Annotated in this window: 24 protein-coding genes; 11 read left to right on the forward strand and 13 right to left on the reverse strand. The window is 47.5% G+C overall.

The genetic code is table 11. The annotated features are described in order from the left end of the window. Positions 1-5: 5 nt before the first annotated feature. A complete protein-coding gene (locus tag Pcarn_RS08590) occupies positions 6-692 on the forward strand; it encodes an SDR family oxidoreductase (RefSeq protein WP_261833456.1) in 687 nt (228 codons plus the stop codon). On the opposite strand, the gene Pcarn_RS08595 is transcribed toward Pcarn_RS08590, so the two are convergent. From Pcarn_RS08595 to Pcarn_RS08605, 3 genes are all read right to left on the reverse strand, one after another. Beyond that, positions 674-2,614, reverse strand: a complete 1,941-nt coding sequence (locus Pcarn_RS08595; protein ID WP_261833457.1) for a DNA topoisomerase III — start codon at positions 2,612-2,614, stop codon at positions 674-676. The two genes, Pcarn_RS08590 and Pcarn_RS08595, sit on opposite strands and share 19 nt — an antisense overlap. Positions 2,615-2,660: 46 nt before the next feature. Beyond that, positions 2,661-3,209, reverse strand: a complete 549-nt coding sequence (locus tag Pcarn_RS08600; RefSeq protein ID WP_261833458.1) for an NAD(P)H nitroreductase — start codon at positions 3,207-3,209, stop codon at positions 2,661-2,663. A gap of 74 nt (positions 3,210-3,283) precedes the next feature. Continuing rightward, positions 3,284-5,281: an NADPH-dependent 2,4-dienoyl-CoA reductase gene (locus tag Pcarn_RS08605; protein ID WP_261833459.1), complete on the reverse strand. Its 1,998-nt coding sequence runs from the start codon at positions 5,279-5,281 to the stop codon at positions 3,284-3,286. A 295-nt stretch (positions 5,282-5,576) separates the two neighbouring features. On the opposite strand from Pcarn_RS08605, the gene sppA reads away from it, so the two are divergent. Next, positions 5,577-7,433: a signal peptide peptidase SppA gene (gene sppA / locus Pcarn_RS08610; protein ID WP_261833460.1), complete on the forward strand. Its 1,857-nt coding sequence runs from the start codon at positions 5,577-5,579 to the stop codon at positions 7,431-7,433. A gap of 51 nt (positions 7,434-7,484) precedes the next feature. On the opposite strand, the gene Pcarn_RS08615 is transcribed toward sppA, so the two are convergent. Further along, positions 7,485-8,312 (reverse strand): outer membrane protein, encoded by an 828-nt coding sequence (locus Pcarn_RS08615; RefSeq protein WP_261833461.1) that lies wholly within the window; start codon positions 8,310-8,312, stop codon positions 7,485-7,487. A 179-nt stretch (positions 8,313-8,491) separates the two neighbouring features. On the opposite strand from Pcarn_RS08615, the gene ansA reads away from it, so the two are divergent. Next, entirely contained in the window at positions 8,492-9,520 is a 1,029-nt protein-coding gene (gene ansA / locus Pcarn_RS08620) for an asparaginase (protein WP_261833462.1), read from the forward strand. 28 nt (positions 9,521-9,548) lie between these two features. On the opposite strand, the gene Pcarn_RS08625 is transcribed toward ansA, so the two are convergent. Continuing rightward, the gene (locus Pcarn_RS08625) at positions 9,549-9,827 is read right to left on the reverse strand and encodes a YeaC family protein (protein ID WP_261833463.1); all 279 of its coding nucleotides are present in this window, start codon (positions 9,825-9,827) and stop codon (positions 9,549-9,551) included. Between the two features lie 47 nt (positions 9,828-9,874). After that, positions 9,875-10,285: a peptide-methionine (R)-S-oxide reductase MsrB gene (gene msrB / locus Pcarn_RS08630; protein ID WP_261833464.1), complete on the reverse strand. Its 411-nt coding sequence runs from the start codon at positions 10,283-10,285 to the stop codon at positions 9,875-9,877. Positions 10,286-10,610: 325 nt separating this feature from the next. On the opposite strand from msrB, the gene gap reads away from it, so the two are divergent. From gap to Pcarn_RS08655, 5 genes are all read left to right on the forward strand, one after another. Then, the gene (gap, locus tag Pcarn_RS08635; RefSeq protein WP_261833465.1) at positions 10,611-11,606 is read left to right on the forward strand and encodes a type I glyceraldehyde-3-phosphate dehydrogenase; all 996 of its coding nucleotides are present in this window, start codon (positions 10,611-10,613) and stop codon (positions 11,604-11,606) included. Positions 11,607-11,690: 84 nt separating this feature from the next. Further along, complete coding sequence (locus Pcarn_RS08640) at positions 11,691-12,578, forward strand: D-hexose-6-phosphate mutarotase (RefSeq protein ID WP_261833466.1); 888 nt, start codon at positions 11,691-11,693, stop codon at positions 12,576-12,578. A gap of 60 nt (positions 12,579-12,638) precedes the next feature. Further along, the gene (locus tag Pcarn_RS08645) at positions 12,639-14,240 is read left to right on the forward strand and encodes a cryptochrome/photolyase family protein (protein WP_261833467.1); all 1,602 of its coding nucleotides are present in this window, start codon (positions 12,639-12,641) and stop codon (positions 14,238-14,240) included. Between the two features lie 52 nt (positions 14,241-14,292). Then, on the forward strand, positions 14,293-15,105 hold the full coding sequence (gene rlmA, locus Pcarn_RS08650; protein WP_261833468.1) for a 23S rRNA (guanine(745)-N(1))-methyltransferase: 813 nt from the start codon (positions 14,293-14,295) through the stop codon (positions 15,103-15,105). A 74-nt stretch (positions 15,106-15,179) separates the two neighbouring features. After that, positions 15,180-16,127, forward strand: coding sequence for a ChaN family lipoprotein (locus Pcarn_RS08655; protein ID WP_261833469.1), 948 nt, complete (start codon positions 15,180-15,182; stop codon positions 16,125-16,127). Here Pcarn_RS08655 and Pcarn_RS08660 read toward each other — a convergent pair. Continuing rightward, complete coding sequence (locus Pcarn_RS08660; protein ID WP_261833470.1) at positions 16,124-16,561, reverse strand: YcgN family cysteine cluster protein; 438 nt, start codon at positions 16,559-16,561, stop codon at positions 16,124-16,126. The genes Pcarn_RS08655 and Pcarn_RS08660 overlap by 4 nt on opposite strands. A 164-nt stretch (positions 16,562-16,725) precedes the next feature. Between Pcarn_RS08660 and Pcarn_RS08665 the strand changes: the two genes are divergently transcribed. Together Pcarn_RS08665 and aqpZ are read left to right on the forward strand one after the other, a co-directional pair. Further along, complete coding sequence (locus Pcarn_RS08665; RefSeq protein ID WP_261833471.1) at positions 16,726-16,974, forward strand: YkgJ family cysteine cluster protein; 249 nt, start codon at positions 16,726-16,728, stop codon at positions 16,972-16,974. Positions 16,975-17,069: 95 nt separating this feature from the next. Then, entirely contained in the window at positions 17,070-17,753 is a 684-nt protein-coding gene (gene aqpZ / locus Pcarn_RS08670) for an aquaporin Z (RefSeq protein ID WP_261833472.1), read from the forward strand. Positions 17,754-17,804: 51 nt separating this feature from the next. Here aqpZ and recR read toward each other — a convergent pair whose 3' ends face one another. From recR to Pcarn_RS08700, 6 genes are all read right to left on the reverse strand, one after another. Continuing rightward, positions 17,805-18,404: a recombination mediator RecR gene (gene recR, locus Pcarn_RS08675; RefSeq protein WP_261833473.1), complete on the reverse strand. Its 600-nt coding sequence runs from the start codon at positions 18,402-18,404 to the stop codon at positions 17,805-17,807. A 15-nt stretch (positions 18,405-18,419) separates the two neighbouring features. Further along, positions 18,420-18,749, reverse strand: a complete 330-nt coding sequence (locus Pcarn_RS08680) for a YbaB/EbfC family nucleoid-associated protein (RefSeq protein ID WP_261833474.1) — start codon at positions 18,747-18,749, stop codon at positions 18,420-18,422. A 72-nt stretch (positions 18,750-18,821) separates the two neighbouring features. Continuing rightward, entirely contained in the window at positions 18,822-20,867 is a 2,046-nt protein-coding gene (gene dnaX / locus Pcarn_RS08685; protein ID WP_261833475.1) for a DNA polymerase III subunit gamma/tau, read from the reverse strand. A 23-nt stretch (positions 20,868-20,890) separates the two neighbouring features. After that, positions 20,891-21,436, reverse strand: a complete 546-nt coding sequence (apt, locus tag Pcarn_RS08690; RefSeq protein ID WP_261833476.1) for an adenine phosphoribosyltransferase — start codon at positions 21,434-21,436, stop codon at positions 20,891-20,893. Positions 21,437-21,525: 89 nt separating this feature from the next. Then, positions 21,526-21,900 carry a YbaN family protein gene (locus Pcarn_RS08695; RefSeq protein WP_261833477.1) on the reverse strand — a complete coding sequence of 125 codons (375 nt, stop codon included), beginning with the start codon at positions 21,898-21,900 and terminating at the stop codon, positions 21,526-21,528. A 75-nt stretch (positions 21,901-21,975) separates the two neighbouring features. Further along, a complete protein-coding gene (locus Pcarn_RS08700) occupies positions 21,976-23,064 on the reverse strand; it encodes a response regulator (RefSeq protein WP_261835661.1) in 1,089 nt (362 codons plus the stop codon). A gap of 196 nt (positions 23,065-23,260) precedes the next feature. On the opposite strand from Pcarn_RS08700, the gene Pcarn_RS08705 reads away from it, so the two are divergent. Beyond that, positions 23,261-24,136: a LysR family transcriptional regulator gene (locus tag Pcarn_RS08705; RefSeq protein ID WP_261833478.1), complete on the forward strand. Its 876-nt coding sequence runs from the start codon at positions 23,261-23,263 to the stop codon at positions 24,134-24,136. The last annotated feature ends 17 nt before the right edge of the window (positions 24,137-24,153 follow it).

A 24,153-nucleotide genomic window follows, 5' to 3' on the forward strand; every position in this document is an offset into this window, starting at 1 on the left:
GCCCAATGAGCACAGTTCTAATTACAGGTGCAAACCGAGGTATCGGCCTAGGTTTGACCAAACACTATCTTCGTATTGGTGCTCAAGTAACGGCCACCTATCGAAGTCCAGCGGATAGTGAAGAGCTACTTGCTCTGTGTAGTAACTATGACAACCTCAAGGTAAGGCAGCTCGAGATCACTGATTATGACGCTGTGCATCAGCTTTCTCATGAATTCGAACAGCTGGATATTTTGATAAACAACGCGGGTTATTACGGGCCTAAAGGCACTAGCTTCGGTTTTACCGACGTTGAGGAGTGGAGAAAGGTGCTAGAGGTAAATACCATAGCGCCTTTAAAACTGGTCGAAGCCCTTTATTCAAAGATGAAGAAAAGCTCAGTCAGACAGGTTGCTTGCGTCTCTTCAAAGGTAGGTAGCATTACTGAGAACAGCTCAGGGGGCGGTTATATCTACCGATCTTCAAAGGCTGCCTTAAACTCTGTGGTAAAGAGTCTCCACAATGACCTAAATGAACAGGGCTTTACGGTACTTGCTCTTCATCCAGGATGGGTTCAAACCCGCATGGGCGGACCGAACGCCCTTATTACTGTGAGTGAATCCGTGGCAGGGCTAGCAAAGGTTCTAGAAAACGTCACCGAAAAAGACTCCGGCGGTTTCTACAACTACGACGGTCAGCCTTTACCCTGGTAGTTTTTCTTGGCGCGAGTTGTGCGACCTTTCGCTCCCTTTTTACGGTAGGGCTTCTTCTCAACCTTAGGAAGGGAGCGCAGTGATTCAGGTACTGGACTCGATTTCACGCCATCAATCAAGCCATCAAGCTGACTCTCAAGCTGAGACATAAATGGGGCATAGGCTTGCCTTTTTTCACTCATGTCGTGTAGCTGTCTTTCCCAATGGGCAGTCATATCTGGGTAGGTCGCAATATCTGGAAGCGCATCCACCAGCCCTTTTCCTGCTTGAGTACTAAGCACAGATTTGCCACTTCTTGAAAGCAGGCCTCGCTTAAATAAGGTATCCAATATACCCGCTCGAGTTGCCTCAGTGCCCAGCCCATCGGTATCTCGCAATATCTTCTTCAGGCCATTGTCTTGCACAAATCTGGCGATCCCTGTCATTGCTTGCAACAAAGTTGCTTCAGTGAAATGTTTTGGCGGTTCGGTCTTCTTTGCGGTGATCTCTCCCTCTCGACACGTCAGTATTTGTCCTTTTTCAAGAGCAGGTACAAATGGGACATCAGACTCCTTTTTAGAGGACCTAACCAATACTCTCCAACCCGGTTTTAAAAGCTCACGACCAGAGGCGACAAACTTGCCTCCCTCTATCTCAAACTCGAGTTTAGATTCTGCATATTCAGCTGCAGGATAAAACTGCATCAGGTACTGAGTAGCAATGAGCTGATAAACCTTAGCTTCATTAGCAGAAAGAGAAGCTGAGCCTTTGGCTGTAGGAATAATGGCGTGGTGAGCTTCTACCTTACTATCGTTCCAAGCACGGCTCTTGAGACTAAGGTTAGCCTCGCTGACCGCTTTAGAAAGATCCGAAGCTAGGCCCTGAATAGCCCTAGTAACCGAAGCCGCTTCTTTGAAATGGTCGTTAGGAAGGTAGCGACAATCCGAACGCGGATAGGTGATTACCTTGTGCTTTTCGTACAAGGCCTGACAGATATCCAACACCATCTGCGCACTCATATTAAAGCGCTTTGACGCATCTATCTGCAGAGCACTTAGTGAATAAGGAAGCGGCGCACTCTGTTTGGTTTGCTTCTGCTGAGAATCTACAACCTTGGCAGGTTTATCTTTAATGCGATTCGCCACATTCTCAGCTAGGGCTAAACTCAAAACCCGACCATCTTCATCAAGCCACTTTTCACACGCTTCACTTGGTACCCAGCGCGCTTTAATATCTTGCTCAGGACTGCCATAGGGAATAAGTGCATCTAGGGTAAAGAAATCTCTCGGCACAAAGGCTTCAATCTCTCTATCACGCCTTACTACTAAGCCCAGCACAGGCGTTTGCACACGACCCACTGACAGTACGCCATTGTATCCGGCCTGTTTGCCAAGCAAGGTATAAGCGCGGGACATATTCATGCCATAAAGCCAATCGGCTCTGGAGCGCGCTAAGGCAGAGACGGACAAAGGGATAAAACTGGAGTTAGATTGCATCTGGCCAAGAGCGCGCCTAACCGCAGATAAGTTTAAGTCACTGATCAGCAAGCGTTGCATAGATTGCTTTTCGCTATTGGCTACCTTGCAATAATCAATCACCTCATCCACTAAGAGTTGCCCCTCTCGGTCTGGGTCTCCAGCATGAATTAATTGCTTGTGTTTTTTGACCAGTTTCTTAACAACGGTAAGCTGTTTTGAGGCGGTTTTGCGCGGCTTGAGCTTCCATGTCTGCGGCACGATAGGGAGGTGGTCCATAGACCAACTCTTGTAGCGCTCATCGTACTCTTCTGGCATGACCTGCTCTAACAGGTGACCGATACACCAGGTGACAACATCTCCATTCCCGCACTCAATAAACCCTTGTTGGTTCTTGTGCGGTTTTGGAAGTGCAGAAGCGATTGCTCGCCCAAGGCTAGGTTTTTCGGCAATGAAGAGTCGAGACATACAAACAAAAATGGATACTGTTATTTTATCCAGTATCCATCATTAGTTAGAGATATTCAACGAACTTTGAGATATCGCGCTCTGGAGTTTTTGCTGGAACGCATTCTGGAGTGCCTAAATAAAGAAAGCCGACGATCTTGTCATTGCCCTCAAGGCCAAAGGCTTGTTCAACATTTTCATCAAACATCCAAGTTCCTGAACGCCAAAATCCCTGAAAGCCTTGCGCCATCGCCGCCATCTGCATGCCTTGAACGGCACACCCTGCAGACAAATATTGTTCAAATTCAGGCACTTTCGGATGTGGCCTTGTCTTTGCAATAACCGTGATCACCATAGGCGCTCGAAATGGGGCGTTCGAAAGCTTTTCAACAACTGCTGACTCCGCACCCGACGTTTTTGCGGCATCGACCAAGATGTTTGCCAGTTTTTGCAGCCCTTCACCTTCGCTTATCACAAATCGCCATGGAGTGAGACCAGCATGGTCTGGGGCTCTCATACCCGCTTTGATGATATTTTCCAGAATCTCACCGCTTGGTGCAGGTGCGGTGAGTTTCGCAATAGAGCGACGATTTAACAGCAGATCGAGGGCGTCCATTTACAGTCCTTTGAATTATTTGATGTTTTACCCTTCGATTCTACATGCAAATAGTTCTCAAGTAACCCTTATCGCTAGATCTGTGTCGCGATTTCAAAGCCTTGCCTGATCGCTCGAACCGCGTCCAATTCTCCAGCTTCATCGGCGCCGCCGATAACATGAACTGTGCGTCCTTCCCAATGAGACTCAAATGGCCTGACCGATACCTGACCTGCACAGATAACCACACTGTCCACATCCAGAACCTCTTTGGCTCCTTCTACGGTAACGTGTAGCCCTAACTTATCGATTTTCTCGTAACTCACACCAGACAGAAGATGAACACCACGCTTCTGTAAGGTTGCTCTGTGTATCCAACCTGTGGTTTTGCCCGGGCCTTTGCCCACAGTGCCAGGCTTGCGACGAAGCAGCCAAACCTCGGTTGATGATTTGATCTCTGGGAATGGATATAAACCACCCGCGTGCTGATACTGCTTATCTATCCCCCAATCATTTAGCCACTCATCTAAAGAGTGCTGCGATGGTTCGGTTAGCATGGATGCAAGGTCAACACCTACACCACCCGCACCAACGATAGCGACCTTTTGTCCAAGATAGGTTTTCTCGCGAATGACGGTTTGATAGTCATATACCTTAGGGCCTTCACCGCTATCAGGGATATTGATTTCGCGGGGAATAACGCCGGTTGCGAGAACTACTTCGTCGTATTCACTGAGCACCTGCTCGGTCGCTTCCATATTTAGAAGGACATTCACCCCATGCTCAGAAAGCTGATTAGCAAAATAACGAATGGTTTCACGAAACTCTTCTTTACCGGGGATCTGAAGCGCTAGGCGGAACTGACCACCAATGCGATCGCTCTTTTCAATCAAGTCCACCTGATGCCCACGCTTGGCGCAATAGAGCGCTGCACTGAGCCCCGCCGGACCTGCACCCACAACCGCTACTCGTTTCTGTGTATCGGATTTATGGATGACTCGTTCTGTTTCATAACAGGCCTGTGGATTGACCATGCAAGTCGCTCGCAAGCCCTTAAATGCATTATCAAGACACGCCTGATTGCACCCCACACAGGTATTAATGAGATGTGCTTGGTCATTTTGAGCCTTAATCACGAACTCAGGATCAGCAAGGAAAGGACGTGCCATCGACACCATATCCGCTTTGCCTGAGCCAATAACCTCATTAGCCTGCTCTGGATTGTTGATTCGGTTAGTAGTCACAACCGGAATGGTGACATGCGGTTTAACCAACTCGGTCACCCAAGTAAAGGCGCCGCGTGGCACTGAGGTTGCTATGGTTGGGATACGCGCTTCATGCCAGCCAATGCCCGTATTGATAATAGTTACACCCGCCTGCTCAAGGTCTTTTGCAAGCTCAATGACTTCATCGAGTGTACTTCCCTCTTCAACCAGATCCAGCATGGAAAGACGGAATACTATGATGAAATCTGAACCAACCTTCTGCCGTACCGCTTTAACTATCTCAATCGGGAAGCGTTTTCGATTTTCATACTCTCCGCCCCACTCATCTTCTCTTTGATTCGTTCTTTGGCAGATAAACTGATTAATCAAATATCCTTCAGAGCCCATCAGTTCAACGCCATCATAACCCGCATCTTGGGCAAGCTTGGCGCTATTGGCGAAATCTTCGATAGTGCCGAGTACCTGCTTAGTACTCATTTCACTTGGCGCAAAGCGCGCGATCGGCGCTTTTGCGGGTGTGGAACTCTGGGCGAGCGGGTGGTAACCATAACGACCCGCATGGAGGATCTGTAGACAGATCTTTCCGTCGTGTTTATGTACCGCTTCAGTGATAATTTTATGGGATTCAGCATGTTTAGAACGGCTAAATTGAGCTGCGGTAGGATAAAGGCGCCCTCTCAGATTTGGAGAAAAACCGCCAGTAACTATCAGCCCAACTCCCCCTTTCGCTCTCTCTTCATAAAAGGCTGCCAGTTTCGCAAGGCCAGAGGCACTATCTTCGAGCCCAGTGTGCATTGAGCCCATTAAGACTCGGTTGCGCAGTTGAGTGAAGCCAAGATCAAGCGGTTGTAGCAAGTGAGAGTACATACAGATTCCTTTCCTAATTCCTAACCTGGTCAGACCACAATAAAACGCCAATTTTGAGTTGGCAACTTAAATTTTACATTTCTGCAACAGAGGCCATGCACTTATCTACTTGATACGGAGTTGAGTAAATTTCGTAACTAAAAGAGTCAGGTGCTTGAGGTGAAGTGTGTATAGACCTATGATTTTATTGAACTCTTTAATGGAACCTAAGTCTCTATACCTTGGTGACCTTAGAGTTGTCATATAACATCCACCCTCTTTTATTGAGCTTGGAAAGGATCAAGACGGGTAAACTATGAAAAAAGTATTTCGCTTCATCGGCAAAATATTCAAGGGCATATGGAAGATCATCACATTCATCCGTCTCGCTCTCACCAATTTGCTATTTTTTGCAGCCCTAGCCATCGTGTATTTCAGCTTTACTGGAATGGACACTAAGGCCCCAGAACCAGAGCAGAAAGATCCGGAAGCATTAGTGTTGAATCTGTCTGGTCCCATTGTCGAACAACGCAGTTTCGTCAATCCGATGGACTCGCTTACCGAATCACTACTGGGTCAAGACAGACCCCGTGAAAATGTTCTCTTCGATATTGTTGAGACGGTTCGCCATGCAGGCCAAGACGACAACATTTCAGGCTTAGTACTTAGCCTGAAGAAGATGCCAGAAACCAACCTCACCAAGCTGAGATATATTGCTAAAGCGATCAATGAATTTAAGGCATCCGGAAAGCCTGTTATTGCCGTGGGTGACTTCTATAACCAGAGCCAGTACTACCTAGCCAGCTACGCAGACAAGGTTTACCTCGCTCCAGATGGTGGCGTCTTGCTTCGCGGTTACAGTTCTTACTCGTTGTACTACAAGACCCTTCTAGAAAATCTAGATGTAAACACCCATGTGTTTAAGGTTGGTACCTATAAGTCAGCCGTTGAACCCTTTACACGCAACGATATGTCGGCTCCAGCTAAAGAGGCGGCGACCGTATGGTTGAAGCAGCTATGGGGTGCTTATGTAAATGATGTGGCGCAAAACCGCGGCATTGAAAGTTCGGTTCTAAATCCGAGTGCGGATTCCTTTATCCGAGACTTCAAGAAGGCGGATGGCAACCTAGCGCAACTTGCGATGCAATCGGGCCTTGTGGATGAACTAGCAAACCGCCAGCAAGTGCGTAAATCGCTTATTGAGCAGTTTGGTGGGAATGATAAAGATGGTTTTAACTCAGTCAGTTATTACCGCTATCGTGCAGATATGAACCCTGAGCCGAATACAGCCAAAGACGAGATTGCTGTGGTGGTTGCTAGTGGTGCCATTATGGATGGACAGCAACAGCGCAACTCTGTTGGTGGCGACACAACCGCCGCGCTCATCCGCAAAGCCCGTCAGGATAAAGATATCAAGGCCTTGGTGCTTCGTGTTGATAGCCCGGGTGGTAGTGCCTTCGCCTCAGAGGTAATTCGTGATGAGCTCGTGGCATTTAAAGAGACTGGTAGACCTGTGGTCGTTTCTATGTCTAGCCTCGCGGCTTCTGGTGGTTACTGGATTTCTGTGTCAGCAGACGAAATCTTCGCCCAGCCAACCACCCTCACCGGCTCTATTGGTATCTTTAGCGTTATCACTACCTTTGAGAAAGGCTTTAACAAGTACGGCATCTATGCGGATGGTATAGGCACTTCGCCATTCTCAGGTGTGGGTGCGGTAACGGGTCTCAACGATGTCACCAAGCAAGCGATGCAGCTCGGCATCGAAAACGGTTATCGCCGCTTCACCAACCTGGTAGCAGACAATCGCGATCTAGGTGCAGATCAAGTAGAGAGGATCGCAGAAGGTCGAGTTTGGACTGGCCAAGATGCAGTTGAGCGAGGCCTAGTAGACACAATAGGTGACTTCGATGATGCCATTGCTCGCGCGGCAGAGCTTGCCAGCATAGAAGAGTACAAGCTGAACTGGCTTGAGAAATCGCTCACTCCAGCTCAGAAGTTTATTCGTGATCTAGGCAAACGTGTCATGGTCAGCGCTGGCTTGGATATACAGAGCATTATCCCAGAGCCATTAGTACCAGTAGCAACTCAGATGCAGCAAGACCTTAGCTTGATGCAGCAGTTTAACGACCCTAACGGTTACTACACTCTCTGCCTACCCTGTCAGGTACAGTAAGCCGACAATAAAAAACACGCCAATCTGTGGCGTGTTTTTTTATGCTTAACGCTAAAAGTCGTACAGGAGTGACAACATAGGTCCGTGAAACTGATAATTCACATCCACATCTCGACTGTTGCTGACGTAATCCAAGTCGATTTGGAAGTAGCTGTAAGAGGCTTTTACGGACAAATCGTCCAATAGCGAATAACTGACGCCCGCACCCAGCTCATACAAAAAGCCAGAAAATTCATCGAAGCTAATGTAGAAGGCTTGCGCTTTAGCATCTAACAGCCAATCTGGTCCCAATATGTATTCCATGCCCAGACCAAGATTGGGCAGAGGCGCAGTCAGATCACTGAAGATGTTTCTATCGATCGATGCATTGCCATTGACGGCATCGGTCTCTAGGCGCAGCTCCCCTTCTAGCTCAAGGTTTAAATCAATCACATGCAAACCTAGCATCAGCTCAGACGAAAACTGGTCTGCCTTATAAAAGCGATATTGGTAGTTGAACTGATAGATATCGAAATCCAGAGAAGTCGCTATATCTGCGCCGACTTGGGCTACATAGGTCTGTCCGCCGGTAGTTATTTCAAACGCTTCGGTTATCAAAGAAAGACTGGAATCACGATGTAATCGACGCCAGTCAAAGTAGATCGCATGGCGGTCATTAAACGCATAAGATAGGTTGAAATAAGGTAGCGTCGTTTTCTCTTCTAATAGCAGATCAGACTCAAAGTCTACCTCTCTTGAACCACTGCCATTTGGTGAGGATGTGGACCAGTCAGTGTCAGAAAACGCATAAAACGCCCCTATTTCGACAGTCCACTGGCCGCCAATTGCCATGGGGCTAATCAGCAGTGCAGACAAACTCAAACGTTGGATAAAATTCAAAGCACGCTCCAGGTGATCTCTGAGCCTAGGTTCAAAGCAAGGCTACTTGGAAAAGTTCACATCAACGGCGTTAACACTACCAAGTTTCGGTGCTCACACTTCTCTAGCTCGCTAGGGTTACTTGAATTACGAATTTAGTTATACTTCGGCTCAACACCTCACTAGTAAATTAACCTTTTATGTCAGCCTCCCAATCTCAACGTAAACACATCTACATCGCCTACACGGGCGGCACTATCGGAATGCAAAAGTCGGAGAACGGCTATGTACCTGTGGCAGGTTTCATGGAATCTCAGCTAGCGGCTATGCCTGAATTCAACCGCCCAGAAATGCCAGAGTATACAATCCATGAGTACGCCCCACTGATTGACTCTTCCGATATGTCACCGGCGGACTGGCAACAGATTGCTGACGACATCAAGGCCAACTACGACAAATACGACGGTTTCGTGATCTTGCATGGCACCGACACCATGGCGTACACCGCGTCTGCTCTTTCGTTTATGTTTGAGAACCTAGGCAAGCCAGTAATTGTGACAGGCTCACAGATCCCATTGGCAGAGCTTCGCTCAGACGGCCAAGCGAATCTTCTTAATGCACTGCACATTGCCGCTAACTACCCTATCAATGAAGTAACCTTGTTCTTCAATAATCAGTTAATGCGTGGCAACCGTAGCACTAAATCACACGCGGATGGTTTCTCGGCATTTACCTCTCCAAACCTGTCGCCACTTCTAGAAGCGGGTATCAACATCCAGGTAAGTCCGAATGCTGAGGTAGACAAAAAGCCAGATGGCGAGTTCAAGGTGCACCCGATCACACCTCAACCAATCGGTGTGATTACCATGTACCCTGGTATCTCTCACGAGGTGATCCGGAACACATTGCGCCAGCCGGTTAATGCCATGATCCTGCTGACCTTTGGCGTAGGCAATGCACCACAAAATCCAGAGCTGCTTGCGCACCTTAAAGAGGCTTCTGAGCGAGGCGTGATTGTGGTAAACCTAACCCAATGCCTTGCAGGTAAGGTGAACATGGGTGGCTACGCGACTGGGTGTGCTCTGGCTGATGCTGGAGTTATTAGCGGTTACGATATGACGCACGAGGCGGCGCTCGCTAAGTTGCATTACCTTCTTAGCAAAGGACTTAGCTACGAAGAGATAAAGCAAGAGATGCAAAAGATCCTGCGTGGCGAAATGAGCCACTAAAGAAAATGGGGCTAAGCAGCCCCATTTTTTATACCTTAACTTTAGTGATAGGCGTTTCTACAAACTGCCTCTTTAGCTCAGACTTAGATTTGAAGGCAATCTCTCCCTCTTTATCGATAGTCATGTGCTGGGCATCCGAGTTATGTTTACTCTGATACAGCATCACTGCTTGCTGGCAATGGGCGCGCTGCGCTTCGTTTAGTTCGGCACCTTCTGGCCAACGACCCGTTTCAACCGCATACAATAATCTATCATACGCTTCAGGGGTGATGGCGTTGACCATCTCTTCTAGGCTAGGTCTACTCATGTTTGGTTACTTCCTTGAATGCCTTGTAATAAAATAACGTAACACTTTTAGCCCTGCTTGGTGCCTTGTTCGTTATTAAAAATTAGGGATATGGAGTTTACGCAGTAGCGCTCTCCGGTACTTTGCGGCCCATCTGGAAACACATGACCGAGATGACTGTCACAGTTTGCACATCTGATCTCAATACGGTGCATTCCATGGGAATGATCTTCTAGGTATCGAATCGACTCTTTATCGGCCGGCGCATCGAAGCTCGGCCAGCCACAACCAGAGTCGTACTTGTTTTCAGATTTGAACAACAAGGACTGACAGCAGGTGCAAAGATAATCACCTGTTTCTCTATTATGTAGTAGCTTACCGCTAAACGGGGCCTCTGTGCCCTGCTCTCGGCATACGTGGAATTGGTCGGCAGTCAGTTCGTTCTGCCACTCAGACTGGGATTTTTCTATCTTGCTCATGATGGTTTTATTACAGCAATCTGTCATTGAGGATTTTGTACTTGCCTAGTGAAAGGTTGTAGCACATACTTTGTTCCACTTATGTGAATGTGCTAAAAGTTTGCGAAATAAATTATGAAAATTTGTTACGTAAATTTGAATAGGTGAATAAATCACCAATCACATGCATATAATTCAACCGCTTGATTTTACTAGGTGTTAAAGAACACTGTTTTTTTTGACTTTAAACAAATTAAACACGATTATCTATTGCGGTTGAAAACTGAGTTTTGTAATTTTACTACCAGTTTATCTTTAATCAGAAATAAGTTGTGGAGCAACTATAATGACTATCAAAGTAGGTATTAACGGTTTTGGTCGTATCGGCCGTTTCGTTTTCCGTGCATCAGTTGAGCGTAATGACATCGAAGTAGTAGGTATCAACGACCTAATCGACGTAGATTACATGGCATACATGCTTAAGTACGATTCAACTCACGGTCGTTTCAACGGCACTGTTGAAGTAAAAGACGGCAACCTAATCGTTAACGGTAAGACTGTACGTGTTACTGCAGAGCGCAACCCAGCGGACCTTAAGTGGGACGAAATCGGTGTTGACGTTGTAGCTGAAGCAACTGGTATCTTCCTAACTGACGAAACTGCTCGTCAGCACATCACTGCAGGTGCTAAGAAAGTTGTTCTAACTGGTCCTTCAAAAGACGCTACTCCAATGTTCGTAATGGGCGTTAACGACAGCACTTACGCTGGTCAAGACATCGTTTCTAACGCTTCTTGTACTACTAACTGCCTAGCGCCAATCGCTAAAGTTCTTAACGACAAGTTCGGCATCGAGTCTGGTCTTATGACTACTGTTCACGCTACTACTGCTACTCAGAAGACTGTTGACGGTCCTTCTGCTAAAGACTGGCGTGGCGGTCGTGGTGCTTCTCAGAACATCATCCCATCATCAACTGGTGCAGCTAAAGCTGTAGGTGTTGTTCTTCCTGAGCTCAACGGCAAACTAACTGGTATGGCTTTCCGCGTACCAACTGCTAACGTTTCTGTAGTTGACCTAACTGTTAACCTTAAAGAAGGTGCATCTTACGAAGCTATCTGTGCAGCAATGAAAGAAGCTTCTGAAGGCGAGCTAAAAGGTGTTCTAGGTTACACTGAAGACCAAGTTGTTTCTCAAGACTTCATCGGCGAAGTTCAAACTTCAGTATTCGATGCTAAAGCTGGTATCGCTCTAACTGACAACTTCGTTAAAGTTGTATCTTGGTACGACAACGAAATCGGTTACTCAAACAAGGTTCTAGACCTAATCGCTCACATCTCTAAGTAATTTCTTAGGATGCGCAATTAGCGTATGAATTTTGAAAAGGCGGCTCTCGAGTCGCCTTTTTTGTTTTTATATCGAGGTAAAACAATGGATTATTATCAATTACCTACCCTAACTGCCCTCTCAGACTGCGTCACCACAGCCCAAAAAGATAACGTCAAAATCATCCGCGTCATGCATCCAAAAGCAAAGTGCGCGGTTTCTTTGTTTGGCGGTCATCTGCTTTCCTATATTCCAGAGGGCAAACCAGAAACTATCTGGATGAGCGCAGAAGCAAAATACGACGGTGCCACAGCCCTTCGTGGTGGTATCCCAGTTTGCTGGCCTTGGTTTGCACGCATGGCAACCCCAGCACACGGTTTCTGCCGTACTAGCAATGAATGGAAATTGGTTGAGCACAGAGAGAACGATGAAGGTGTGATGCTTCGTCTAGGCCTAACCGATAGCGAAGAGACATTCGCAATCTGGCCGCACAAGTTTGAGCTTTTCCTAGATATTCAAATTGGTGATGAGCTTACGGTTTCTCTGACCATGCACAATACAGACGAAGCCCCTTGGAAGTTCTCAGGAGCACTTCACACCTACCTTAATATTTCAGACATCACCAAGGTCGAAACCCGTGGTATGGGCGGTGAGTACATCGACAGCTTAAACAATGGCGCACTGACGCAAGGTGGCGATACGCTAGTGTTAACCGACACCATAGACCGAATCTACACTAAGCCGGAAGCAAGCATTGAGCTCTCTGATACAGGTTTCGAGCGTCGCATTCAGGTTAGTAATGACGGTGCAAACTCAGCCGTTCTTTGGAATCCTTGGGCACAAGGCGCAGAATCTATGGGCGACATGCAAAACGATGGCTTTAAGACCATGCTTTGCATTGAGGCATGTCAGTGGGCAAAAGACCTAGAATCAGGCACTGAGCTTGCTCCAGGCGAGAGCCACACCCTATCAACTAAGATCGTTTCCATCTAGTTGATCCATAGGCAGAGCAAACTCGTCTAAACTTTTGTTTTTAGTCGGATTGTTCTGCTTATGCTTGAAGATAAACTCAGCTCTATTCCAGACTCAGTCACCAGGCTGCGCCTCATACTGGGTGATCAGTTAAACGCTCATCACTCTTGGTATCAAGAGCAAGACAGCAATACCCTTTATCTCATCGCGGAACTGCACCAAGAAGCCACCTACGTTCCCCATCACATCCAAAAGATACAGGCCTTCTTCTGCGCCATGCAAGGGTTCGCATCCGCTCTGCAACAAGCAGGACATCAAACCCTTCATCTGACTCTCGACGATACTGTAGGTTTCTCCCTGACCGAACTCATCTTGCACATCTGCGCTCAAAAGCAGATTCAAGTGTTTGAATACCAGCAAGCCGATGAGTATCGCCTATTAGAGCAGATGAGTAGGCTCGAGTTAGAGCTCAACAAACTCGGAGTTGGCACTCACAGAACCAGTAGCGAGCATTTCCTAGTGGGTTTTGAAGAGATTGCAGATTACTTCAATCCAGATAAGAAACAGCGCATGGAAACCTTCTATCGTAAGATGCGCAAAAGGTACCAGATCCTACTTGATGATGAGAGCGAGCCTGAAGGAGGGAAATGGAATTACGATACTGATAATCGTCAGAAACTCTCCAAAGGTGCCATCGATGAGCTTCCAGAGCCGTTACTCTTTAGCAACGACGTTACGGAGATAAACCAAAGAATCGCAAGGCATCAGATCCACAGCATAGGCCAAGGCACTGACACTTTGTTATGGCCAGTGAATCGGGAGCAATCATTGCAACTGCTGGACTTTTTTTGTCGCCACTGTCTAGTCAACTTTGGGCGCTACCAAGACGCAATGACGGACAAAGCCAATGGCATATTCGGTAACAAACAGTGGAGTTTGTATCACGCTAGGCTGTCGTTTTCGATGAACAGCAAAATGCTCCACCCCATGCAGGTGATACAAACTGCCATTGAACATTACAGAAACAATCCTGAAATCTCTTTAGCTCAAATAGAGGGCTTTGTAAGGCAAATCCTAGGGTGGCGAGAGTTTATCCGTGGTCTTTATTGGACTCATATGCCCAGGTTCAAAACCCTAAACTTTCTCAAGGCCAACAGAGACCTACCAAAGTGGTTTTGGGATGGCGACACCAAGATGAATTGCCAGAAGCAAGCCATCAGCCAAAGCCTAGAGTTCTCTTATGCACACCATATCCAACGCTTAATGGTCACGGGCAACTTTTGTATGCTGGCAGGGATAGAACCTGAGCAAGTCGATGAGTGGTACTTGTCTATCTATATAGACGCTATCGAGTGGGTAGAACTACCCAATACCCGAGGTATGAGCCAGTTTGCTGACGGCGGTATAGTCGGCTCAAAGGCTTATGCGGCCAGTGGTAACTACATCAACAAGATGAGCGATTACTGTGGAGATTGCCACTACTCGGTCAAACAAAAGGCGGAAGATACAGCCTGCCCACTCAATAGCCTCTATTGGCACTTCATGCAAAGGCACAGAGAAACCCTAGTTAAGAACCCAAGGATGAATATGGTGTATCGAAACTGGGATAAACAAGATGTGGAATCGCAATCTGCGGTTCTTAACAGAGCTCAGCAGCTCCTTGATGATCTCGACAATATTTAAAATCGAGCGTAAATCCGTATACTAGGCGCTCTGCTATCGAATCGAGTCCCGTATGCACTATATCTGCCCTATTTGCGCCTCTCCCTTGACCCTTACCGAGCGCACCTTCTGTTGTGGAAACAGACACAGCTTTGATCTGGCTAAAGAAGGATATGTGAACCTGATGCCAGCCAACCATAAGCACTCTAAGAATCCGGGTGATAGTAAAGAGATGATGCAGGCGCGAAGAGAGTTTCTGGCAACTGGGCACTATGCCAAACTAAGCGAGACTCTTGCAAAGGTAGCTATGGACTCAGTATCAGGAAGCGACAACGTTACCCTTCTAGATATGGGCTGCGGTGAAGGCTACTACACAGATGGCATTCGCAAGGCTCTCCCAGAAACAGCACAGGTGTACGGACTCGACATCTCTAAGGTTGCCGTGCGCTACGCCTCAAAGCGCTATCCAGAATGCAATTTTAGTGTGGCGTCCAGCTATCGCCTGCCGTTTGCAGATAATAGTCTAGAGGTCATCGTCAAGGTGTATGCGCCATCGAGCGAAGAAGAGCTGCTTCGCTGCCTAAAACCTGGGGGAGTACTTATCTCAGTAACCCCAGGGGAAAGGCATCTATATCAACTAAGGGAGCGTATCTACGAAACCGTGCGTCCACATCAGGATGAAACCGAAAAGTTCAACACACTCGCTCTCGTCGATCAAACCCCTCTCCACTATGAAATGGCACTAGAAAACGGTTCGGTCCTTCAGTTATTACAAATGACACCATTTGCGTGGAAGGCATCGGATGAACTTCGAGCTAGCCTTGCAGGTAGCGAGCAGTTTTTGTGTGAGGCTGACTTCGTGATCTCTCGCTATAAAAAAGATTAAATTCTGACCTGCTAGCCTTTTTACCAGTCAAAGCCGTACTATCCTTTTGAGGAATCATCAAAAGGGAGTGCGTGATGAAAGGGCTAGCTTGGTTTTCTATTCTGATGTGCAGTACATCCACTGCTTTTTCTGCGCCACAAACCTTTTTCGAATACCAACTTCTGACTCCAAGCGGTGAAACCGTCACTCTTGAGGAGGTGACCAAGGCGATTGCTGATCATCAGGTTATACTTGTTGGGGAATGGCACTCTCACTCTGCCGTTCATAGATTTCAATCAGACCTGTACAAAACCCTTCTCCAAAAGAACCCTAAAACAGATCTTTCTATGGAGCAGTTTAGCCGACCCGCTCAGAGCACATTGGATCAATACCTCGAAGATGAGATTGGAGAACGAGCCTTGATTGCGCACGGTCGCGCTTGGCCAAATTACACCAGTGACTATCGCGCTCTAATCGAACAGGCAAAGGTGGCACAAAGAAGGGTAATTGCAGCCAATGCTCCGCGAGATATCGTTCACTGCATTGGTCAGGTCGGCCCCAGTTATATAAAGCAGTTGTCTCGAAAGGATAAGAAGTTCGTTGCAGCCAAGCTTGATACCTCAGATCGCCCTTATAAAGCGCAGTTCATGACCTTGATGCAGGGCATGGAAGGTAAGATGGTTGAGAACATGTATGCCGCTCAAGTCTCTTGGGATGAGACCATGGCCGAGAGCATAGCGAATCACCTTAAACAAAACCCGGGCGCCCACGTGATGCACACCGCTGGTAAGTTTCATGTGGAAAATGGAGACGGCATTGCCTATTCGCTGAAGAAGCGGTCACCTGAGACTAACATAGCGCTCATCACACCAGTTACCGAGATTGGGGACACCAGCAACTCGCCATTTGTTGAGTATCAACTGTTAGTACTTCCCCTGCCAAAGCAGAGTGTCGGAACATCAGGCCATGGTGGGGGGGACTATAGCCATCCGCATGTGAATGGCCATTCTGGATGTGAGATTGCGTCTAAAAAAGAGCGTTAGCGATTTGGGTGATTTAGAATATGATCTTCCCAATCCACTACATCGATCTCATAAACCACTTTGTTGCGCACACTTTCGCCCGCTGCGTGCATTGCTGATTTAGAGCCCGTGATAAGCGGATGCCACTCTGGCAACTCTTTACCTTCCGACAGTAAGCGATAGGCACAGGTTTCAGGCAACCAGTTAAACTCATCGATTTTATCTCGAGTCAGTTTTAGGCACTCCTCGCCAGACTCGAAACGATTTGGATAGTCCTTACAGCTGCAGGTTTTACTATTGAGCCAGCTACATGCCACATTGGTGTAGTAAACCTCATCACTGTCTTCATCCATCAGTTTATGCAGGCAACATTTGCCACAACCGTCGCACAAAGCTTCCCATTCCTGTTCGCTCATTTGCTCAAGAGATTTGGATTGCCAAAATGGAGTGGACATAGTGATACCTAAAATTTACTGCGTGGGCGCGTTTTATACCTATTTCATGCTCAAAAGGCAAGCAAGCAAGGATTTCAATTAATTTCCATAAAGCCCTTTCAATTATGGTCAATTTGTCGATAATTCACCCTCAATTTCTACAAGCAAGCTCATAGGTAAACAATATGGAATGTCGACTTCATTGCGGTGCATGCTGTATTGCGCCTAGTATTTCAAGCTCGTTTCCTCTGCACCCCAACGGCAAACCTGCCGGTGAGCGATGCAAACAGTTGACAGACGACAACCTTTGTAAGCTATTTGGTAAAGAAGAGCGCCCTGCAGTTTGTCATGGCTTTAAGGCTGCCAAATGGGTATGTGGCAACACAAGCTCGGAAGCTATCGCAATCCTTACCGAGCTCGAGACATTAACCTAAAGCCTGTTTGGTTTAATTCTCGCCAAGCCTTTCCCATTTTTTCATTTAACGTCTATGTTTAATTCGATTATTCAATCAGTTACAAAGGACGACTTATGAATAAATACTTAGCAGAAGTCATAGGTACTTTTTGGCTAGTGCTCGGCGGGTGTGGTAGTGCCGTTTTAGCCGCAGGCATCCCCGACCTCGGTATCGCATTCGTTGGCGTATCACTGGCGTTTGGTCTCACCGTAGTCACCATGGCTTACGCTATCGGCCATATCTCCGGCTGTCATCTCAACCCTGCAGTAACGATTGGCCTTTGGGCTGGCGGTCGCCACGAAACCAAGGATGTAGTGCCATACATAGTGGCGCAGGTAATCGGCGGCATTATCGCAGGTGGCGTGCTGTATGTTATCGCAACAGGTAAAGCGGGCGCGGATATAGGTGGCTTTGCAACCAATGGCTATGGCGACTACTCACCAGATGGCTATAGCATGACAGCGGCCTTGGTGACTGAAATCGTCCTAACGGCTGTGTTCTTGTTTGTGATCATGGGTGCGACCGACAGCCGAGCTCCTGCTGGCTTCGCTCCACTTGCAATCGGCTTCTGCCTGACCTTGATTCACCTTATCAGTATCCCGGTAACCAATACCTCGGTGAACCCAGCACGAAGCACTGGTGTTGCGGTGTTTGTGGGTGATTATGCCCTGAGTCAATTGTGGTTATTCTGGGTGGCGCCTATCATAGGTGGCATTATAGGTGCGGTGGTTTACAAGGCTGTTGCAGGGAAAGAATAATAGACAATCAGATAGAGAAAAGCCGCTTCAATTGAAGCGGCTTTTGAGTATTTAAAGCTTGTGGCGTCCCATCAAAGAATGAGAAAGGGTTGTACCATCAACTAACTCAAGCTCACCACCTACAGGTACACCATGAGCGATACGCGATGCGTTGATCTGGTTTAGCTGACAAAGCTCGGCGATATATTGCGCCGTCGCTTCCCCCTCAACCGTTGGGTTGGTGGCTAGGATAACCTCGTTGATACCGCCCTGCTGCAAGCGGAAATCCAGTGAATCCAGACCTATATCGCTTGGCCCTATGCCATCAAGTGGAGACAAGTGCCCCATCAAAACAAAGTAAAGACCCGAGTATTGACCCGTTGCCTCTACCGCTGCGATATCTGCTGGGCTTTCAACCACACAGATCTGACCGCTTTCTTGACGCTTAGGGTTGCTACAGATATTACACACGTCGTGTTCGGTAAAGGTGCGACACTCGCTACAATGCCCTACTTCTGTCATCGCCTGACTCAGAGCATCGGCCAGTTTCACCCCACCACTTCTGTCTCGTTGCAATAAATGAAAGGCCATACGCTGTGCCGACTTGGGACCCACCCCAGGTAGACAACGCAAGGCCTCCATTAATTGCTCCAGCATATTACTGGTGCGCATATTTTTAGACTCTGATTAGAATGGCATCTTCATGCCTGGTGGAAGTTGCATTCCGCCAGTTACTGAAGCCATTTTCTCTTTTTGAGTCTCTTCAACGCGACGCGCTGCATCGTTAAATGCTGCAGCAATCAGGTCTTCTAGCATCTCTTTGTCGTCTTCCATCAAGCTCTCATCGATCTCAACGCGACGTACACTGTGGCTACCAGTGATGGTTACCTTAACAAGGCCAGCACCAGACTCACCAGTGATTTCCATGTTAGCAATTTCTTCTTGAAGCTTTTGCATACGCTCTTGCATCTGCTGGGCTTGCTTCATTAAGTTGCCCATACCGCCTTTTCCAAACATTCTCTGTCTCTCTTTGATATCGGTACTGTTGGTTATTACTTTAAATGGGGCTTATCGGCGCCATTATCAAGTTTAAATCGGTCGAACACTGCTTTCATCCAACTCTGCCGCAAAGCGAGTCTGCATGAATTGTACGTGTTCATCTTGGTGTAAATTATCAAACGCTTGAGTCAGCTTCTGCTGATACAAGCTATCACGTAGCTCAAGTGGTGAAGTACCTTCGTTGCTGATGGTCACCTCAACCGGCTTAAAGCTACCTCTAACCTCGGCAATGGCATTAGCAAGCTCTTCTCGAGATTTATCACCGTCGAGATGCTTTTGGCTCTCTCTAAGGTGAAGCACCAAAGCTTGCTCGCTCTCAACTAGGTGGGCATTAAGTGCCAACTGTTGAACCATTTTACCTGTAGTTAGCTGATTAATCAGTGCACTCCAGCTATCCTTTTCAACCGCCTGAGTATGCAGTTTTTGCACCATTTCAGGGGTCTTTTCATGCATCAAGGCTTCCTTGAGCATAGCCGGGGTTATGCTTGGCGTCTCATTCTCACTGCTCTTTTGTTGTGAAGGACGCCATTGGTATTCTTGCGGTGTAACAGGTTCATTAGGGGTCGACAGCACGGACTCAGAAGGCGCTGACGGCGGGTGCTTTTTAGTCACACGCGCAAGAACGCTATCTTTTTTAGTCTGTGCTGTTTCGGCCTTTTTTGCGCCGTTACCACCCTCGCTCTGACCGCCTTGCTGTCTTCTAGAGCGTAGCTGATGACGAATGCCACCTAAACCTGAGCCTTGCAGTCTGGCAGATTGTACGGAAGCCTCTTCAACCGGCGGTGCTGTTTGCACTTGTGGTCGCGGATCCTCAGTCATAGGCGGTACCTGCAATGGTACTGCTTGAGTCGGCTGAGGTCTCTCAACCGCCTTGCGCGCCTGCTCAACAGGCGAAGTGCGTTCAGGCATAGGATGCGTATCAACGACTGGAATACTCGCTGGTGCAGCTTGAGGCTTTACGGTTTCAACACTGATCACATTCGCTTGGCTTTTGCTTGCAGGAGCAAAAGCGAGCATACGCAGTAGGGTCATCTCAACCCCAGCACGCTCGGTCGGTGCCATTGTCAGCTCTTGTCTGCCTTTTAAAGCAATCTGATAATAGAGCTGCACTTCTTGCGGCGGAAGCTGGCTTGCGATCAGCTTGATACGCGCTACGTCATGAGCCTCATCCAAAGTCGCAGGCAAGGCCTGATACATAGCAATGCGATGCAGCTGCATGGAAAGCTCTTGAAGCAGACCGTCCCAATCAACGCCATTGCTTGCAAGCAAACTCAATGCATCCATAGTTGCTTGCGCTTGCTTCTTCACAATCGCTTCAATCAAGTGCAGAGCTTGCTCACTATCAAGCGTACCTAACATCCGAGAAACTGTATCAGACACCACAGTGCCGTTACCCAGAGCAATCGCTTGGTCAGTCAAGCTCAGCGCATCACGCATACTGCCGTCTGCAGCATGAGAGAGGAGAGTCAGAGCACGCTCTTCAAACTCTAGCTTTTCTTCAGTCAGCACATGCGAAAGTTGCTGATGGATATCATCTGAGCTGATTGGCTTTAGATGGAACTGTAAGCAGCGTGACAAGATTGTCACTGGCAATTTTTGCGGATCGGTTGTTGCTAGTAGGAACTTCACATACTCAGGTGGCTCTTCTAGGGTTTTTAGAAGAGCATTAAAGCTGTGCTTCGAGAGCATGTGAACTTCATCGATCAGATAGACCTTAAAGCGACCATGTGCAGGTTTGTACTGCACGTTGTCGAGAAGTTCACGGGTATCTTCCACCTTGGTACGAGAGGCAGCATCGATCTCCAGAAGGTCAACAAAGCGACCCTGGTCAATCTCGATACAACTCTGACATTTACCACAAGGTGTTGAGGTAATGCCGGTTTCGCAGTTCAAACCCTTGGCGAACAGACGACCAATGGTAGTTTTACCTACACCTCGCGTACCGCTGAACAGATAAGCGTGGTGCAGTCGATTCTGATCAAGGGCGTTTTCGAGAGCCGTTAGAACATGTGCCTGTCCAACAACCTCACCAAAGCGCTTCGGACGCCATTTCCTTGCTAACGCTAAATAACTCATTAACTAACCTAGATTGATGAAACTTAGTGGCCTTCGAACTCACACAGGCTGAACACTTCAATGCCCAGTTTCTCAATGCGCTTGTCACCACCAATTTCTGGAAGATTAATCACGAACGCTGCATGCTCCACAACACCACCTAGCTTACGAATAAGTTTAGTCGTTGCTTCGATAGTACCGCCGGTTGCAAGTAGGTCATCAACCATCAGCACCTTATCGCCTTCAACGATGGCGTCGGTGTGGATCTCTAGGGTATCCGTGCCGTACTCAAGCTCATAAGATTGACCAATAGTTGCACGAGGCAATTTACCTGGCTTGCGAACTGGCACAAAGCCTACACCTAGTTCTAATGCTAGTGGCGCGCCAAACAAGAAACCACGAGCCTCAGTACCAACAATCTTGGTAAAGCCCATATCTTTGTATTTCTCAACCATGGCTTCGATGGTCGCTTTATATGCGGCCGCGTCTTCCATCAAACTGGTGACGTCGCGGAAAAGAATGCCTGGTTTTGGATAGTCTGGGATAGATTTGATGCTTGCTTTGATCAGCGCTTGTTTTTCGCTATTCATAATAATTTCTTGTATCGGTGGGAACCACAGGTGAACATTGGATGACATCATACCATTTCACAGCAAAGTTTGCGGAACAAACTTAGGGCTTAATCACATTTGCTGGAGTTGGTTTCTGGTACTTGTATAAACCAGGTCATGAGCAGTATAAAAATCACGCCAAGCAGGACTTTAACCCAGATTATTGGCGCCATAAAGATAGAAAAAGTGAAGCTGAGCACGATAAACACATAGGCCTTTCGCTTTACACCCTTTTCAATGGAGCGAGACGCTCGCCAATTGATGATTATCGGGCCCACAGTCGGATGTGACAGCATTTTGTTATGCAGTCGAGTCGACCCGCGCATATAGCAGGCGCTGGCGAGTAAGATAAACGGAGTGGTAGGAAGCAGAGGTAGCAAGATCCCGAGCAAGCCTAACCCTAGACTCACGCTACCTGCTGTAACCCACAATGCCTTGATCAAAACGATCCCCTTCAAACTCTTTAGATGAGTAATCTAACCAAGCTGAAATCTGGGGTAAAGATCTATTTACAGGCCTCAAGCACGGCAGTTTTGAATGATAAGCTGACAGCTACTTCCATCCATACTTTTCAATTTGAGGCTGTTGCTGTCGCTGGTACTCATAGGACAGGCGACATAATCTTTATCTTCAGAAGCACCAAGAAGTCGGCTTGGAGAGATATCAATACTGCCTTGGTCTGAACTCCAAACACAACCGATACCTGCGGCATGCACTTTGAGCTTTTGGGATGGAAAGTCGATAAGGCCAATAACTGCGTTAAACGGTTTCGCGCAATCGGCAAACTGAATAGCCTTTGATACGTTCGCCACTAGATTGTCGATATGAAACAGTTGATCGTCTTGGCTACGGATATAATCGTTAAACAGGGCGCGGATCAGCAGCGTAGAAGAAACTGCCAGATCCCCTGCCACATTGGCATCAACAATGTAAAACAGGAACTGACCATTGATGTTCCAGGCGTAATCAAACACCAAAGGGACACGGTTAGGGTTTTGTAGGATACGGAAATTGAGCGCCCAATCCCCTTCACGGGTTCTAGGCTCTGGCAAAAGTGCCTGTAGAAGCTCGCGGGAGACGTCAGGATGTTGATGAAGGTAATCTAGGTGCCAATGTAGTTCTTGGTCTTCTGGAAGCTCACCCTGCTCGTTTAAGCGAAACCATTGGCTAGAGAAATCTCTTTGCGCAAGTAGCGCATCTTGAGACTCTTTCAGGGTGCTAGCAACGGTTTTCAAAAGATGTGACGGGTCTACGATGGGTTTAGTGACGAAATCCTTAATACCGAACTTAAGTGCCTTAGCCACTACCGACATCTTGTCGGTACCGGAAACCACTATCATAGGAAGAGACGGATATTGATGACTCACCTCCTCCACAAACTCGATGCCATCTAATAGAGGCATTTCTATATCGCAGATAACTATGTCAGGAACCTGCGTGGTTAAGCTCTTTAAGCCCTCTAGGCCATTATCGGCTTCAGAGACATCGTAACCCTGCGACTCCAACAAAGAACGCACCAGAGCCCTGAAGACAGCATCGTCATCCAGAACTAAAACCTGTTTAGCTGCAATTTCTTGCTCCATCGGCAGCTCCGCTTCTACGCTCATTTGTTGCACGACTTACCCCTTAAGTTTACTTCATTCGCTTTAACCTTAGGTGTCAGACAATAGAATCTCAAAGATAATTCCTTTAAATTAGCGACAAATATGTAAAACTAATTGATAATAAAAAGATATTTCCCCGATCCATATGCGATCAATTGATTAACTTAAGTGAGTGTATTTCAAGATCATGAAAGATACTATGAAACTCGATGACCTTAACTTGTTCCGCCAAGTAGTGGAGCATGGAAGCTATACAGCCACCTCTCGAGCGACACGAATTCCGGTGGCTACCATTACCCGCCGTATTCAAGCTCTGGAAGATGCCATCGACCTACGACTTTTGAATAGACACGCTCGCAAGCTAACCTTGACCGAGGCAGGTCAACGCTTCTATCAAGAATGCGGTCCCCTTCTAAAACAAATTTCTGCCTCTGCAGTTGAGCTCGGTGAAGAGTGTCGTGGTGCAGCAGGCCGTCTGCGTATCTCCACACCAGCAAACCTAACCAAGCGTATGCTGATGCCGATGTTCGAGAAGTTCATGAAAACCTACCCAGATATCCATCTGGATCTTTCTATGACTAACCGAGCTGACGAGCTGGATCCAACTGAGTGGGACATGATCTTCCGCGTTGGTCCTCAACGTGACTCTAACCTTATTGCTCGTAAGCTAACGGAAGTAAAAGACATCCTGGTTGCTAGCCCTGAGTATCTGCAAAACTCCTCAGCTTCTCTGCAGCACGCTGAAGACCTAGCAAACCACTCCCTTCTTAAAGGTCTGCCACTGACTCACTGGTCACTGGTGAACAACCATGGCGAAACTGTGGTAAACAAGGCTAAGGGTCGCCTTGAAGCGTCTGACCTTAATGTAGTGCGTCACGCATGTTCAGCGGGCCTTGGTATCGGACTTGTGCCTGATGTGATGGTGACTCACCATGTTGCTGAGGGTAACCTAGTGCGCGTGCTTCCTGAGTGGGCAGCAAACCCGCGTGATATCTTCGTGCTATACAACCACAAAGACCATATCCCAGAGAAGACTCGTCTACTTATCGACTTTATCCGCGACTACTTCGCATAAGTCTTTAAGCATAAAAA

The organism is Vibrio ishigakensis (assembly GCF_024347675.1).
GTDB classification, from domain to species: Bacteria; Pseudomonadota; Gammaproteobacteria; order Enterobacterales; family Vibrionaceae; genus Vibrio; species Vibrio ishigakensis.